Origin of the sequence: Thermophilibacter mediterraneus, from assembly GCF_900119385.1 — a bacterium.
Taxonomy (GTDB): Bacteria; Actinomycetota; Coriobacteriia; order Coriobacteriales; family Atopobiaceae; genus Thermophilibacter; species Thermophilibacter mediterraneus.
In genome coordinates this window covers 1,082,365-1,095,369 of sequence record NZ_FPKO01000009.1, presented here as the reverse complement: position 1 = coordinate 1,095,369, position 13,005 = coordinate 1,082,365, and the positions used below count along the sequence as shown (strand labels likewise).

Genomic DNA, 13,005 nt, shown 5'->3' with positions numbered 1-13,005 from the left:
TGCGCGCGGGTCGGGGCCGTCCCGCGTGCGAAAGTGCCTGTCCCTTTTGCACGCCTAGAGCAGCGCCCCCTCGATGAGGCCCAGGCGGACGCAGGCGTTCCAGATGCCGTCGTCGTCCACGTGGTCGGTCACGTAGGTCGCGGCCGCCTTTGCCTCGGGGTTGCCGTTGCCCATGGCGACCGACGTGCCCACCGCGGCGAACATGTCCACGTCGTTGCCGCCGTCGCCGAAGGCCACGCACTCGCGCGGGTCGAGGCCCAGCTCCCTCATCACCAGGCGCACCCCTGCGTCCTTGCCGCCGGCGTCCGGCATGACGTCGCAGAAGATGTCGCTCCAGCGGGTTGCCTTGCTGTGGCGGCACTCGTCGAGCAGGATGCGCTCGTCGCCGGGCCCCACGAAGAGGTTGAGCTGGTAGACGTCGCTCTCGAGGGCGCGCCGCACGTCGGCCGTCACGTAGTGGTTGTGCGCGAGCTCGGCGAGGTCGCGCACGCGCTGGTCGATCGTGTTCACGTACATCCCGTCGCGCTCCATGAACAGGCACGCGTAGCGGCCCTCGCGCGCCTGCCGCACCGCCACGGCCACGTCGGCGGGGTCCATGGGGTTGGAGTGGACGACGCGCCCGCCCAGCTCCACGAGCTGGCCGTTGAAGGTGACGAAGCCGCCGAAGCCCGTGAGGTCCACGAGGTCCAGCAGGTAGCTCGTGCGGCCCGTGGCCAGGATCGGCGTCACCCCCGCCTCCACGAGTCGCGCGATCGCCTCCCGCGTGGAGGCGGGCTCGGTGCCGAGCCGATGGCTCAGCATCGTCCCGTCCACGTCGAAGAAGGCCGCGCGGACGGGTGCCGGCGTCCTCCAGGGGCCCGGGGCCGCCATGTTCTTCTCGCTCAAGGAGTCCTCCTCGGTCGCCGCTGGGATACCGTCCCTTTGTATCACAGCCCGGACGCCGCGATCGCGGCCACCGCCTCGCGCAGGCGCTCGGGGCCCATGACGAGGGCCATGCGCACGTAGCCCTCCCCCGACGGGCCGAAGCTCGCGCCCGGCGTCACGATCACGCCCGCGCGCTCCATGAGCTCGAGCGAGAAGGACACGGAGTCCGTGCGGCCGTGCGGCAGGCGCGCCCACACGAACATCGAGCCGTGGGCGTTGGGGCGCTCCCACCCGGCGGCCTCGAGGCCGTCGCAGAGGGCGTCGCGGCGCTCCTGGTAGAGCAGGCGCTGGCGCTCGACCGAGTCGAGCGGCCCCGTGAGCGCCGCGATGGCGGCGTCCTGCTCGGGGTAGAACATGCCGAAGTCGACCTGGCCGCGGAGCTTCCTGGCGGCGGCCACCACGTCGGGGCGCCCCACGAGGAAGGAGAGGCGCGCGCCGGTGACGTTGAAGGACTTGGAGAGCGAGAGGAACTCGACGCCCACCTCGGCCGCCCCCGGGTACGCCAGGAACGAGCCGCCCGCCTCGCCGTCGAAGACGATGTCGGAGTAGGCGTTGTCATGGATGACCACGAGGTCGTGCTCGCGGGCGAACGCGATGGCCTCCTCGTAGACCTCGGGCGTCCCGACCGAGCCCACGGGGTTGGCCGGCAGCGAGAGGATGAGGTACTTGGCGGCGTCGGCGACGTCGCGCGGGACGTCGGCCAGGTGCGGCAGGAAGCCGTGCTCCGCCGTGAGCGGGTAGTAGAAGGGGCGCGCGCCGGCGAGCAGCGTCGCGTTCTGGAAGACGGGGTAGCACGGGTCGGGCACGAGGCCCACGTCGCCGGGGTCGGCGAGCGCGGCGCAGACGTAGCCCAGGCCCTCCTGGGTGCCGCGGCAGCTCGCCACCATGTCGGGCGTGACGCCGGCGACGCCGAAGCGGCGCTCGTAGTAGGAGCACACGGCCTCGAGCAGCTCGTCCTTGTCGTGCAGCGAGTACCTCCAGTTCTCGGGGCGCGACGCGCTCTCGAGGAGCGCCTCCACCACGTGGGCGGGGGGCTCGAAGTCGGGCGTGCCCACGGAGAGGTCGAAGACGCGCCGTCCCGCCGCCTCAAGCTCGCGGCGCCTCGCGTTGAGCGCCGCGAAGACCTCGTCGCCAAACAGGTCGAGTCGCTGAGAAAACTCCATGAGCACCCCTCTTGCCTCGCGGCGCGCGGGCCCGCCGCACGCCTCCCGAACGTCTTTGCCCCGCCGGGCGCCGCGACGGCCGACCCGGCGCGGCCCCTCCACTCTACCCCTTGCGGGGCCGTCGCCGCTCGCCATGCCGTTCACGGAAACACCACCGTCAATTTTGGGCGAATGCTTTTTTCGGAAGCATTTTTTCTACCTGCGCCGATATGGCTTATCAACAGCATCTCAGCAGGTTATCAACAATATCTTGTGGAGTTGTCGACACACGACCACTACTAGTTGTGTCATAGTAGTCCCCGCACCCCAGAGGGGGTGCCCCGGAACACAAACACGCAGATGGGCGCCTGCGGGCGCCCGTCTTACGAGAGGGGCAGCGATGAAGATCATCAAGCGCAACGGCTCGGAGGTCACCTTCGACATCTCGAAGATCGAGAACGCCATCCGCGCGGCCAACAACGAGGTTCCCGCCAGCGAGCGCCTCACCGAGCGCGAGGTCAAGTTCGCCTCCCTCAACGTCACCGACGAGTGCATGGAGGCCGGCCACACCGTCACCGTCGAGGAGGTCCAGGACCTCGTCGAGGACCAGCTCATGGCGCTCGACCACTTCGAGGTGGCCCGCAAGTACATCATCTACCGCTACGTGCAGAACCAGAAGCGCCACAAGAACACGACCGACGACAAGATCCTCGCGCTCATCGAGTGCAACAACGAGGAGGTCAAGCAGGAGAACTCCAACAAGAACCCCACGGTCGTCTCGGTCCAGCGCGACTACATGGCCGGCGAGGTCTCCAAGGACCTCACCATGCGCGAGCTGCTCCCCGCCGACATCGTGGAGGCCCACAACGAGGGCATCATCCACTTCCACGACTCGGACTACTTCGCGCAGCACATGCACAACTGCGACCTCATCAACCTCGAGGACATGCTGCAGAACGGCACGGTGATCTCGGGCACGCTCATCGAGCGCCCGCACAGCTTCTCCACCGCCTGCAACATCGCCACGCAGATCATCGCCCAGGTCGCCTCCTGCCAGTACGGCGGCCAGTCCATCTCGCTCACCCACCTCGCGCCCTTCGTCGACGTCTCGCGCCAGAAGATCCGCCGCCAGGTCGAGGCCGAGATGGAGGCCATCGACGCGCACCCCGGCTCCGACAAAATCGACATGATCGTCGAGAAGCGCCTGCGCGAGGAGGTCGCCCGCGGCGTCCAGACCATCCAGTACCAGGTCGTCACCCTCATGACCACCAACGGCCAGGCTCCCTTCATCACGGTCTTCATGTACCTCAACGAGGCCAAGAACGAGCAGGAGAAGGCCGACCTGGCCCTGTGCATCGAGGAGATGCTCAAGCAGCGCTACCAGGGCGTCAAGAACGAGGCGGGCGTCTGGATCACCCCGGCCTTCCCGAAGCTCATCTACGTGCTCGAGGAGGACAACGTCGCCGAGGGGACCCCGTACTTCTATCTCACCAAGCTCGCGGCCAAGTGCACGGCCAAGCGCATGGTGCCCGACTACATCTCCGAGAAGAAGATGAGGGAGTACAAGCTCTCCAAGGGCGAGACCGAGGGCAACGGCGACTGCTACACCTGCATGGGCTGCCGCTCCTTCCTCACCCCCGACCGCTCCGGCAACGGCTTCGACAACATCGCCAACGCCGGCAACTACGAGCCGGGCAAGCCCAAGTACTACGGCCGCTTCAACCAGGGCGTCGTGACCATCAACCTCGTTGACGTGGCGCTCTCCGCCCACCGCAGCACGGACGAGTTCTGGAAGATCTTCGACGAGCGCCTGGAGCTGTGCCACCGCGCGCTGCGCTGCCGCCACGAGCGCCTGCTCGGCACCACCTCCGACGCCGCGCCGATCCTGTGGCAGTACGGCGCCCTCGCGCGCCTCAAGAAGGGCGAGAAGATCGACAAGCTGCTCTATGGCGGCTACTCCACCATCAGCCTCGGCTACGCCGGCCTCTACGAGTGCGTCAAGGCCATGACCGGCCACAGCCACACCGACAAGGAGGCCACGCCGTTCGCGCTCGCCGTCATGCAGCGCATGAACGACAAGTGCGCCGAGTGGAAGGCCGCCGAGAACATCGACTACTCGCTCTATGGCACGCCGCTCGAGTCCACCACCTACAAGTTCGCCAAGTGCCTGCAGCGCCGCTTCGGCATCATCCCCGGCATCACGGACAAGGGCTACATCACCAACAGCTACCACGTCCACGTGACCGAGGAGATCGACGCCTTCACCAAGCTGCGCTTCGAGTCCGAGTTCCAGCGCCTCTCCCCCGGCGGCGCCATCTCCTACGTCGAGGTGCCCAACATGCAGGACAACCTCGAGGCCGTCATCTCGGTCATGCGCTACATCTACGACCACATCATGTACGCCGAGCTCAATACCAAGAGCGACTACTGCCAGGTGTGCGGCTACGACGGCGAGATCCGCATCGTGGAGGACGACGGCAAGCTCGTCTGGGAGTGCCCGCACTGCGGCAACCGCGACCAGTCCAAGATGAACGTGGCCCGCAGGACCTGCGGCTACATCGGCACCCAGTTCTGGAACCAGGGCCGCACCGAGGAGATTCGCGACCGCGTGCTGCACCTGTAGGGTTCGGGGCGGGGCCTGAGGGTAAGGTCCCGTGCTCAAACAGCTTGCTGCGCAAGAACTGCGCGCGGGGCCTTACCCTCAGGCCCCGCGCGCACTGCCATCGGTGCGGCACGCGGCCGCGCCTCCCCGCGGCCCTCACGGTTCTTCTCGGAAATTGGAGCTCCCCATCATGAACTACGCGAACATCAAGTACTGCGACATCGCAAACGGCGTGGGGGTGAGGACCACGCTCTTCGTCTCGGGATGTCGCCTCGGGTGCCCGGGGTGCTTCAACGAGGAGGCGTGGAGCTTCGAGGCCGGCGAGCCCTTCACGGACGCCGTCGCCGAGAAGATCATGGACTCGCTCGACACGCCCTACATCGACGGCCTCACCATCCTCGGCGGCGAGCCGATGGAGCCCGAGAACCAGGCGGGGCTCGTCGGCTTCCTGGAGGCGGTGCGCGAGCGCTTCGGCACCGCCAAGAGCATCTGGCTCTTCTCGGGCCACACGTGGGAGCAGCTGCGGCCCGGCGGCGCGTGGAACCTCGGCGACGTCACGGACCGCATCCTCGACACGCTCGACGTGCTCGTGGACGGGCCCTTCGTCCAGGCCAGGCACGACATCACGCTGCGCTTCCGCGGCTCGTCCAACCAGCGGCTCATCGACGTGCCCGCCACGCTCGAGGCGCCCGGGGACGAGGTCGTCTGGTGGCGCGACGACCCGGTCTTCTCCACGCACACGATGGAGTGACGCCCGGCGAGAAGTACATGCGGGTTGTGGACGCTTTTCGGGGCCGAACCGTCCGTAACCCGCACGTTGTTCGGGTACGTGCGGGTTATTGACGGTCCGCAGCCCGAAACCGTCCGCAGTCAGCACGTACTTCAGGTGCGTGCGGGTTGTGGACGGTCCGCAGCCAAAAACTGACCGTAACCAGCACGAAGCCCCTGGAAGGAAGGGATGGTCGATGACCGTTCTGGACACAAGCCTCCCCAACATCCCCGTCCTCATGGAGCTGGGGCCGCACGAGCCCGTGCGCGAGGTCCCGCTTCCGGCGGGCTACCGCCTCGCCCCGTGGGACCCGAGCCTCCGCGAGGCGTGGGTTCGGCTGCACGTGGCCCTCGGGCACCTCGGGCCCACCGTGGAGGACGGCCTCGCCTACTTCGACCGTACCTACGGCGCGGACCCCGTGGCGTGCGCGCGGCAGATGGTGGTCGCCGTGGACAACGCCGGGCGCCTCGCGGGCACGAGCTCGCTGTGGGTCGGGCGCGACTTCGGCGACGAGCGGCTGCGCGTGCACTGGGTCGGGGTGGACCCGGCGCACCAGCGTCGCGGCATCGCCCGGGCCCTCGTGCTCGAGACGATCCGGCGCTACGACGAGCTGGTCCCCTCCGGCCGGCCGCCACTCTACCTCTCCACCCAGACGGGGAGCTGGCCGGCCTGCGGCATGTACCGCAAGCTGGGGTTCGTTGCCTACCGCGGCCCCGCGCCCGCCGGATGGGGGATGTCGCCGGAGGAGTTCGCAACAAGAAACGACGAGGCCTGGCGGCTCATCGACGCCAGGCTGGCCCGCGCCTCCGCAAGGGATGTGCCCAAAGTGTGAAGCGAGGGGGGCTCCCGACGAGGGGGTTGTCCGGCGGCGCCGGAGTGCGGCATACTGGCCGCGACGAGCGGGCGAGCGCCCCGAACCGAGGGAGGTGGTTTCCATGAGTGACAGTTGCAGTTCCAGACGAAGCATGCAACAGCCCATGGGAGAGACGCCTGCCAAACGGGACGGCCGGCGCCGCCGCGCATAGCGCACGCTCAGAGCAGCACTCCCTCGGGCCGCCGAAGCGCGGCCCCTTTCGTGTCCCGGGATTGCGAGGTGAGCCATGCTGCTGGCCACCCTCCTCGCGCGCGTCCTCGCGCGCCCCTCCCGCCCTGCCGCGACCGCGTCCCAGGCGGGCGCCGACTGGCTGCGCCACGCCGCCGAGGCCTCCCCCTCGCAGCTCCTCGAGGAGCTCGGGGCCCATGAGGACGGCCTCTCCGAGGACGAGGTGTCGTCCATGCGCGCCTTCTGGGGCGAGAACCGCCTCGCGCGCTCGGAGCGCCCCTCGCTCGCGCGGCGGGCCCTCGCGGCGTTCGTCGACCCCTTCGTGGGCATCCTGCTGCTCATCGCCGCGGTCTCCGTCCTCACCGACTGGGTCCTCGCGCGCCCCGAGGCGCGCGACCTCACCACGCCCGCGATCATCGCCGTGATGGTGCTCATCTCCGGGACGCTGCGCTTCGTCCAGGAGGAGCGCAGCGGCGACGCGGCGGCCGCCCTCGCCGAGATGGTCGAGACCACCTGCAGCGTCCGGCGCGCCGGGGCGGGCCTCGTCGAGGTGGCGATCGACGAGGTCGTGGTGGGCGACGTCGTCCGCCTCTCCTCCGGCGACCTCGTGCCGGCCGACCTGCGCCTCATCTCGTCCCGCGACCTCTTCGTGAGCCAGTCCGCGCTCACCGGGGAGTCCGAGAGCGTCGAGAAGCACCGCGAGCTCGGGGCGGGGGCGGGGGCGTCGGTGACCGATCTCGACAACCTCGTGTTCCTGGGCAGCAGCGTGATCTCCGGAAGCGCCGAGGGCGTCGTGATCGCCACCGGCGCGGCGACCCTGCTCGGGGCGACCGCCGCCGACGTCGTCGCCGGCGAGGGCCGGCGCCGCTCGACGGCGTCGGACGAGGGGGTCGCGCAGACGAGCAGGCTGCTCGTGACCCTCATGGCGCTCATGGTCCCCGCGGTGGTCGTCGTGTCGGGCCTCACGAAGGGAAACTGGGTCGACGCGCTGCTCTTCTCGCTGTCCGTCGCCGTGGGACTCACGCCGGAGATGCTCCCCGTGCTCGTGACGTGCTGCCTGGGCAAGGGCGCGGTCGACCTGTCGCGCGACAAGGTCATCGTGAAGCGTCTCGACGCCATCTCCGACCTCGGAGCGGTCGACGTGCTGTGCTGCGACAAGACCGGAACCCTCACGGAGGATCGCGTGACGCTCGAGCTCCACCTCGACGTGCTCGGCCGCGAGGACGCGGGGGTGCTGCGCGCGGCGTTTCTCAACAGCTTCTTCGGGACCGGGGTGAAGAACCTCGTGGACTCCGCCATCCTGCGCCGCGCGCTCGAGGTGGACCCGTCCGCCGAGGAGCTCTGCGCCCGCTACGACCTCGTGGACGAGCTCCCCTTCGACTTCGAGCGCAGGAGGATCAGCGTCGTGGTGGGCGACGAGTCGGGCGCGACCCTCATGATCTGCAAGGGCGCCATCGAGGAGATGCTCGGCGTCTGCTCGACGGCCGAGGTCGACGGCGAGGAGGTCCCGCTCTCCCCGGAGCTCGAGGCCGACGTGAGCGCGCGGGCCGCGGAGCTCGCCGAGAGGGGCATGCGCGTGCTCGGTGTGGCGCTGCGCAGGGAGCCCGCCGGGGTGGGGAGGCTCACGACCGAGGACGAGCGTGACATGACGCTCGTGGGGTGCCTCGCGTTTCTCGACCCGCCGAAGGCCGGCGCCGCCGACGCGGTTGCGGCGCTCGCGGCACACGGCGTCGAGACCAAGGTTCTCACCGGCGACTCCGCCCGCGTCGCGGCGCACGTGTGCCGCTCCATCGGCATCCCCGCGGACGTGGTCGTCGAGGGCTCCGAGCTCGAGGCGCTCGACGACGGGGCGTTCGGCCGGCGCGTGCGCGAGGCGTCGGTCCTCGCAAAGCTCTCTCCCGCGCAGAAGGCGCGCGTGGTGGGCGCGCTCAGGGACGCCGGGCATATCGTGGGCTTCATGGGCGACGGCGTGAACGACGCCGCGGCGATGGGGGCGTCCGACTGCGGAATCTCGGTGGACTCGGCCGTCGACGTCGCCCGCGAGGCAGCCGACCTCATCCTGCTGGAGAAGGACCTCATGGTCCTCGAGCGCGGCATCGTCTGCGGGAGGCGGACGCTCGCCAACATGACCAAGTACGTGAAGATGACCGTGAGCTCGAACTTCGGGAACATCTTCTCCGTGCTCGCCGCCGCCACCCTGCTCCCCTTCCTCCCCATGAGCGCGGTCCAGCTGCTCCTGCTCAACCTCGTCTACGACGTGACCTGCACGGCGCTGCCCTGGGACAGCGTCGACGACGAGCTGGTCCGGTCGCCGAGGCGCTGGGACAGCGCCTCCGTCCGGCGCTTCATGGTCGCGATGGGGCCGGTGAGCTCGGTCTTCGACCTCCTCACGTTTGCCGCGCTCTTCTTCGTGGTGTGCCCCGGCGTGACGGGGGCGCCGTGGGCCGAGCTCGACGCGGGCGGCAGGGCGCTCTTCGTGGCGACGTTCCAGGCCGGCTGGCTCGTCGAGAGCATGTGGACGCAGACGCTCGCCGTCCACCTCGTCCGCACGCAGCGCGTGCCGTTCGTGGAGAGCCGCGCCGCGTGGCAGCTCTCCGTGCTCGGCGCGCTGGGGGTCGCGCTGGTGACGGCGCTGCCGTTCACCCCGCTCGGCCCCGCGCTCGACCTCGCGCCCCTGCCCCCGACCTATTTCGCCCTGCTCCTCGCCATCGTCGGGCTCTACGCGGCGGCGCTGCTGCTCGCCCGCCGCCTCTTCGTCCGCCGCGGCGGGACGCTGCTGTAGGCGTCGCGCGGAAAACGCCCCGGCCCGACGCCCCCGTCGCGTCGGGCCGGGGCGGGGGCGCCGCTCGCCCCGAAAAGCCGACCGCCCGCGAACTGGTCGGCGGTGGTCCGAGGCCCCCTTGGCCTCCCTGCCTCGACCGTCAGGCTCGTGCTCGCCAACCGTCAGACAACGCGGCAGACGAGCTGCTAGCCTCCTTCACACCCGACCGAAGGAGGCACCATGAGCCTGCACTGGCAGACGAGCGACGGCACCGTCGTCGCGACGTACGTCCCCTACTCGCACATGTCCGACGATGACGCCCGCCTGTTCTACACGACGATGAACTCCCTGCTCGTCTACGCCAACCAGAGGATGGGCGTGGTCGACCCCCGCGCCCTGGTCGAGCGGGAGGGCGCCCCCTGCATGCTCTACGAGCACGGCGGCCAGGTCGCCGACGCGCTGTGGAGGAACCGCGGCCTCGTCGACGACTTCGTCCGCGACAACCCCATGCGCCTCGGCGACGCGCACCTCGCCTGCGCGCGGCCGTGGCGACGTGCCGTGCGCGACGCGTTCACCATCGTCGCCGCGGACGCCGACAGCATCGTCTGCATGAACCAGGACCACCTCTTCGTGGTGGGGGCCATGCAGGACCCCGCCGACGCGCACGTGAGCGCCATCCCCTCGCTCGATCTGCTCACCCTGCTCCCCTTCAAGGGGGGCATCGTCACGAGCGGCATGACGATCCACCTCTCGTGCGAGCCCGCCCCCTGGGCCGTCCCGCTCATCGCGGGGCAGGCCCGGGAGCTCTCCCGTCGCACCGTCATCTCGGGGGCGGACCAGCTCGAGGCCTACGGGGGGCTCATCCCCGACGGGGAGAACCGCGTGAGCCCGCGCTTCCAGGCAGAGGTCGACCGGGCCTTCGCGGAGGGCGCCCTCTTGTAGGGACGGGGCGGGCGGCAGTGCCGTCGGGGGCGCGCTAGCGGAGGGTCGCCTCCCGCTCGAAGAGCGCCTGGGACAGCGGGGACGGAGCGGTGACACTCCCCCCCCCCGTCCCCGCTGTCCCACTCCTAGAAGACGTGCTCCGCCAGGCGCGCGAAGGCCTCCTGCACGCGGGAGAGCGGCAGCGCGAGGTTCATGCGGATGTGCGCGGGGCCGTTGAAGGCGCGCCCGTCCTGCCAGAAGACGCCCACGCGATGCCCCGCATCCAGGAGCTCGCCGATCGAGCGCCCGCTCCTCTCGCACCACTCCGAGCAGTCGAGGAAGAGCATGTAGGTGCCCTGCGGGCGGTAGACGCTCACGCCCGGGAGCCGCTCGGCGATGAAGTCGCACGCCCAGTCCACGTTGCCGGCGATCACCTGGTTGAGCTCGTCCGCCCAGGCCCTCCCCTCCCGCGAGTAGGCGCCGATGAGCGCGTGCTGGGAGAGCACGTTCATGGAGTTGTAGTGCGTCTTCCTGCCGCGCGAGGTCACGCGGTCGCGCAGGCCCTCGTCGTAGATGACGTGATAGCTGCCGATGAGGCCCGCGAGGTTGAAGGTCTTGGACGGCGCGTAGAGCGCGACGGTCCGGGCGCGCGCGTCCTCGGAGACGGACTGCGTGGGGACGTGCGTCACGCCCGGGCGGACGATGTCGGACCAGATCTCGTCGGAGATCACGACGCAGTCGTGGCGCGCGTAGACCTCCATCGCGCGCTCGACCTCCCAGCGCTCCCAGACGCGCCCGCAGGGGTCGTGCGGGGAGCAGAAGATGGCCACGTGGATGCGCTCCCGCTCGAGGCGGCGCTCCATGTCCTCGAAGTCCATGCGCCAGACCCCCGCCTCGTCGCGCACGAGCGGCGAGTGCACGATCTTGAACCCGTTGTCCTCGAGGCTGTGCGTGAAGCCCACGTAGGTGGGGCTGTGCACGAGCACCGGGTCTCCCGGGGCGGCGCAGGTGCGCAGGGTCGAGACCACTCCCCCGAGCACGCCGTTCTCGTATCCGATGTGCTCGGGCAGGAGGTCGACCACGCCCTTGCGGTCGCGGTGCCAGTCGATGATGGACCGATAGTAGGCGTCGGACGGCTGGAAGTACCCGAAGGTCGGGTACCTGAGGCGCTCCTCGATGGCCCGGGTGATGGCGGGGGCAACGGGGAAGTTCATGTCCGCCACCCACATGGGGATGGCGTCGAAGCCGTCCTCGGGCTCCGGGTAGGCGGAGCCCTCGGCGCCGATGGCGTCGACGGCGAGCGCGTCGTGCCCGGCCCGGTCGAGGATGGTGGTGAAGTCGTAGGTCATGGGCGTCCCTCCCGTCTTGGTCTGCTCTGCTAGGATAGCGTCAACGCAGCGTCAGGGACACCGGGGGGCGACACCATGAGAATCGAGCACGCGGCACTCTACGTGAACGACCTCGAGGGGGCGCGCGACTTCTTCGTCCGCTTCTTCGGCGCCACCTCAAACGACGGCTACTACGAGCCATGCGTCCTCGGCCCCGAGGGCAACCAGGTCGAGATCACGGTCTAGCGCGGCCCCGCGCGCGCCCTCGGGACACAGAGACCCCCTCCCCGCTGGGCTCTCCGCCCGACGGGGAGGGGGTTGGCGAGTCTCTCGCAGGCCATGCCCGGGCGCGGGGGCCTCTTGGCCTCGACCGTCCGCCGGGCGACTACCCGAGCGCCTCCACGATCTTGTCGCCCATCGCGGCGGTGCCGAGCACGCGCTCCGCGGGCGTTGACTCGTCGGCGATGTCCGCCGTGCGCCAGCCCTCGTCGAGCACGCGCGTGACCGCCGCGGCGAGCTCGTCGGCCGCGTCGTCCATGCCGAAGCTGTAGCGCAGCATGAGCTCCACCGAGAGGACCTGCGCGATGGGGTTGGCGATGCCCTGTCCCGCGATGTCGGGGGCCGAGCCGTGGCTCGGCTCGTAGAGCGCCGTGCCGTCGCCCAGGCTCGCCGATGCGAGCATGCCGAGCGAGCCCGTGAGCATGGACGCCTCGTCGGAGAGGATGTCGCCGAAGGTGTTCTCGGTCACGAGCACGTCGAACTGGGCGGGGTTGGCGATGAGCTGCATGGCGGCGTTGTCCACGTACATGTCCTCGAGCCTCACGTCGGGGTACTCCGCGGCGACGTTGTGGGCGACCTCGCGCCACATGCGGGAGGTGTCGAGCACGTTTGCCTTGTCCACCGAGTGGACCACGCCGCGGCGGCGGCGCGCCGCGTCGAAGGCCCAGCGCACCACGCGGTCGACCTCGTACTCGCTGTACTCGAGCACGTCGCGCGCGTACTCGCCGCGGCCGCCGCCCACGCCGGCCCCCTCGACGCCCATCATGCGCTCGTGCCCGCCGAAGTACAGGCCGCCCGTGAGCTCGCGCACGATGATGAGGTCGACGCCCTCGAGCACCTCGGGCTTGAGCGTCGAGGCGCCCACGAGCGCCGAGAACATGCGCACCGGGCGCAGGTTGAGGTAGAGGCCGAGCTCCTTGCGAATCGCGAGGAGCCCCTGCTCCGGGCGCACGGCCCCCACCCGCGTGTCGGTCCACTTGGGGCCGCCCACGGCGGCGAGAAGGACGGCGTCCGCCGCACGCGCCGCCTCGAGCGTGGCGGGCGGCAGCGCGCTCACGGGGCCGCCGGCAGCCTCGGTCGCGTCGATGGCCGCGCCGCCGATGAGCTGGTCCTCGCAGACGAACTCGACGTCGTGCCTCTCGCCCAGCGCCGCGAGGACCTTCTTGGCCTCGGCGATGATCTCGGGTCCGATGCCGTCTCCCGGCAGGGTGCAGACGCGGTAGGTCGTGGATGCCAT

10 protein-coding genes are annotated in these 13,005 nt (G+C 70.1%); 6 read left to right on the top strand and 4 right to left on the bottom strand.

The genetic code is table 11. The features are described from left to right. Positions 1-54: 54 nt before the first annotated feature. Together BQ7106_RS09805 and BQ7106_RS09800 are read right to left on the bottom strand one after the other, a co-directional pair. Positions 55-885, bottom strand: coding sequence for a Cof-type HAD-IIB family hydrolase (locus BQ7106_RS09805; protein ID WP_240307479.1), 831 nt, complete (start codon positions 883-885; stop codon positions 55-57). Positions 886-926: 41 nt separating this feature from the next. Next, a complete protein-coding gene (locus BQ7106_RS09800) occupies positions 927-2,087 on the bottom strand; it encodes a pyridoxal phosphate-dependent aminotransferase (RefSeq protein ID WP_072374924.1) in 1,161 nt (386 codons plus the stop codon). 379 nt (positions 2,088-2,466) lie between these two features. Here BQ7106_RS09800 and nrdD point away from each other — a divergent pair, with 379 nt between their 5' ends. The 5 genes from nrdD to BQ7106_RS11200 all read left to right on the top strand — a co-directional run bounded on the left by nrdD (position 2,467) and on the right by BQ7106_RS11200 (position 10,182). Beyond that, positions 2,467-4,689 carry an anaerobic ribonucleoside-triphosphate reductase gene (nrdD, locus tag BQ7106_RS09795; protein ID WP_072374921.1) on the top strand — a complete coding sequence of 741 codons (2,223 nt, stop codon included), beginning with the start codon at positions 2,467-2,469 and terminating at the stop codon, positions 4,687-4,689. A 169-nt stretch (positions 4,690-4,858) separates the two neighbouring features. Next, positions 4,859-5,419 (top strand): anaerobic ribonucleoside-triphosphate reductase activating protein, encoded by a 561-nt coding sequence (nrdG, locus tag BQ7106_RS09790; RefSeq protein WP_072374918.1) that lies wholly within the window; start codon positions 4,859-4,861, stop codon positions 5,417-5,419. A 214-nt stretch (positions 5,420-5,633) separates the two neighbouring features. Then, a complete protein-coding gene (locus tag BQ7106_RS09785; RefSeq protein ID WP_072374915.1) occupies positions 5,634-6,269 on the top strand; it encodes a GNAT family N-acetyltransferase in 636 nt (211 codons plus the stop codon). Between the two features lie 268 nt (positions 6,270-6,537). Next, positions 6,538-9,261 carry a magnesium-translocating P-type ATPase gene (gene mgtA, locus BQ7106_RS09780; protein ID WP_072374912.1) on the top strand — a complete coding sequence of 908 codons (2,724 nt, stop codon included), beginning with the start codon at positions 6,538-6,540 and terminating at the stop codon, positions 9,259-9,261. A gap of 219 nt (positions 9,262-9,480) precedes the next feature. Further along, entirely contained in the window at positions 9,481-10,182 is a 702-nt protein-coding gene (locus BQ7106_RS11200; protein WP_072374910.1) for a hypothetical protein, read from the top strand. Between the two features lie 125 nt (positions 10,183-10,307). Here BQ7106_RS11200 and BQ7106_RS09770 read toward each other — a convergent pair whose 3' ends face one another. Then, on the bottom strand, positions 10,308-11,510 hold the full coding sequence (locus BQ7106_RS09770) for a MalY/PatB family protein (protein WP_072374907.1): 1,203 nt from the start codon (positions 11,508-11,510) through the stop codon (positions 10,308-10,310). Between the two features lie 75 nt (positions 11,511-11,585). Between BQ7106_RS09770 and BQ7106_RS11090 the strand changes: the two genes are divergently transcribed. Further along, complete coding sequence (locus tag BQ7106_RS11090) at positions 11,586-11,735, top strand: VOC family protein (RefSeq protein WP_162841083.1); 150 nt, start codon at positions 11,586-11,588, stop codon at positions 11,733-11,735. Positions 11,736-11,874: 139 nt separating this feature from the next. On the opposite strand, the gene leuB is transcribed toward BQ7106_RS11090, so the two are convergent. Continuing rightward, the gene (gene leuB / locus BQ7106_RS09760; protein ID WP_072374904.1) at positions 11,875-13,005 is read right to left on the bottom strand and encodes a 3-isopropylmalate dehydrogenase; all 1,131 of its coding nucleotides are present in this window, start codon (positions 13,003-13,005) and stop codon (positions 11,875-11,877) included.

Coding starts and splice junctions, on each gene's coding strand:
- BQ7106_RS09800 (WP_072374924.1), bottom strand. CDS start 2,087: ATGGAGTTTTCTCAGCGACTCGACCTGTTTGGCGACGAGGTCTTCGCG.
- nrdD (WP_072374921.1), top strand. CDS start 2,467: ATGAAGATCATCAAGCGCAACGGCTCGGAGGTCACCTTCGACATCTCG.
- nrdG (WP_072374918.1), top strand. CDS start 4,859: ATGAACTACGCGAACATCAAGTACTGCGACATCGCAAACGGCGTGGGG.
- BQ7106_RS09785 (WP_072374915.1), top strand. CDS start 5,634: ATGACCGTTCTGGACACAAGCCTCCCCAACATCCCCGTCCTCATGGAG.
- mgtA (WP_072374912.1), top strand. CDS start 6,538: ATGCTGCTGGCCACCCTCCTCGCGCGCGTCCTCGCGCGCCCCTCCCGC.
- BQ7106_RS11200 (WP_072374910.1), top strand. CDS start 9,481: ATGAGCCTGCACTGGCAGACGAGCGACGGCACCGTCGTCGCGACGTAC.
- BQ7106_RS09770 (WP_072374907.1), bottom strand. CDS start 11,510: ATGACCTACGACTTCACCACCATCCTCGACCGGGCCGGGCACGACGCG.
- BQ7106_RS11090 (WP_162841083.1), top strand. CDS start 11,586: ATGAGAATCGAGCACGCGGCACTCTACGTGAACGACCTCGAGGGGGCG.
- leuB (WP_072374904.1), bottom strand. CDS start 13,005: ATGGCATCCACGACCTACCGCGTCTGCACCCTGCCGGGAGACGGCATC.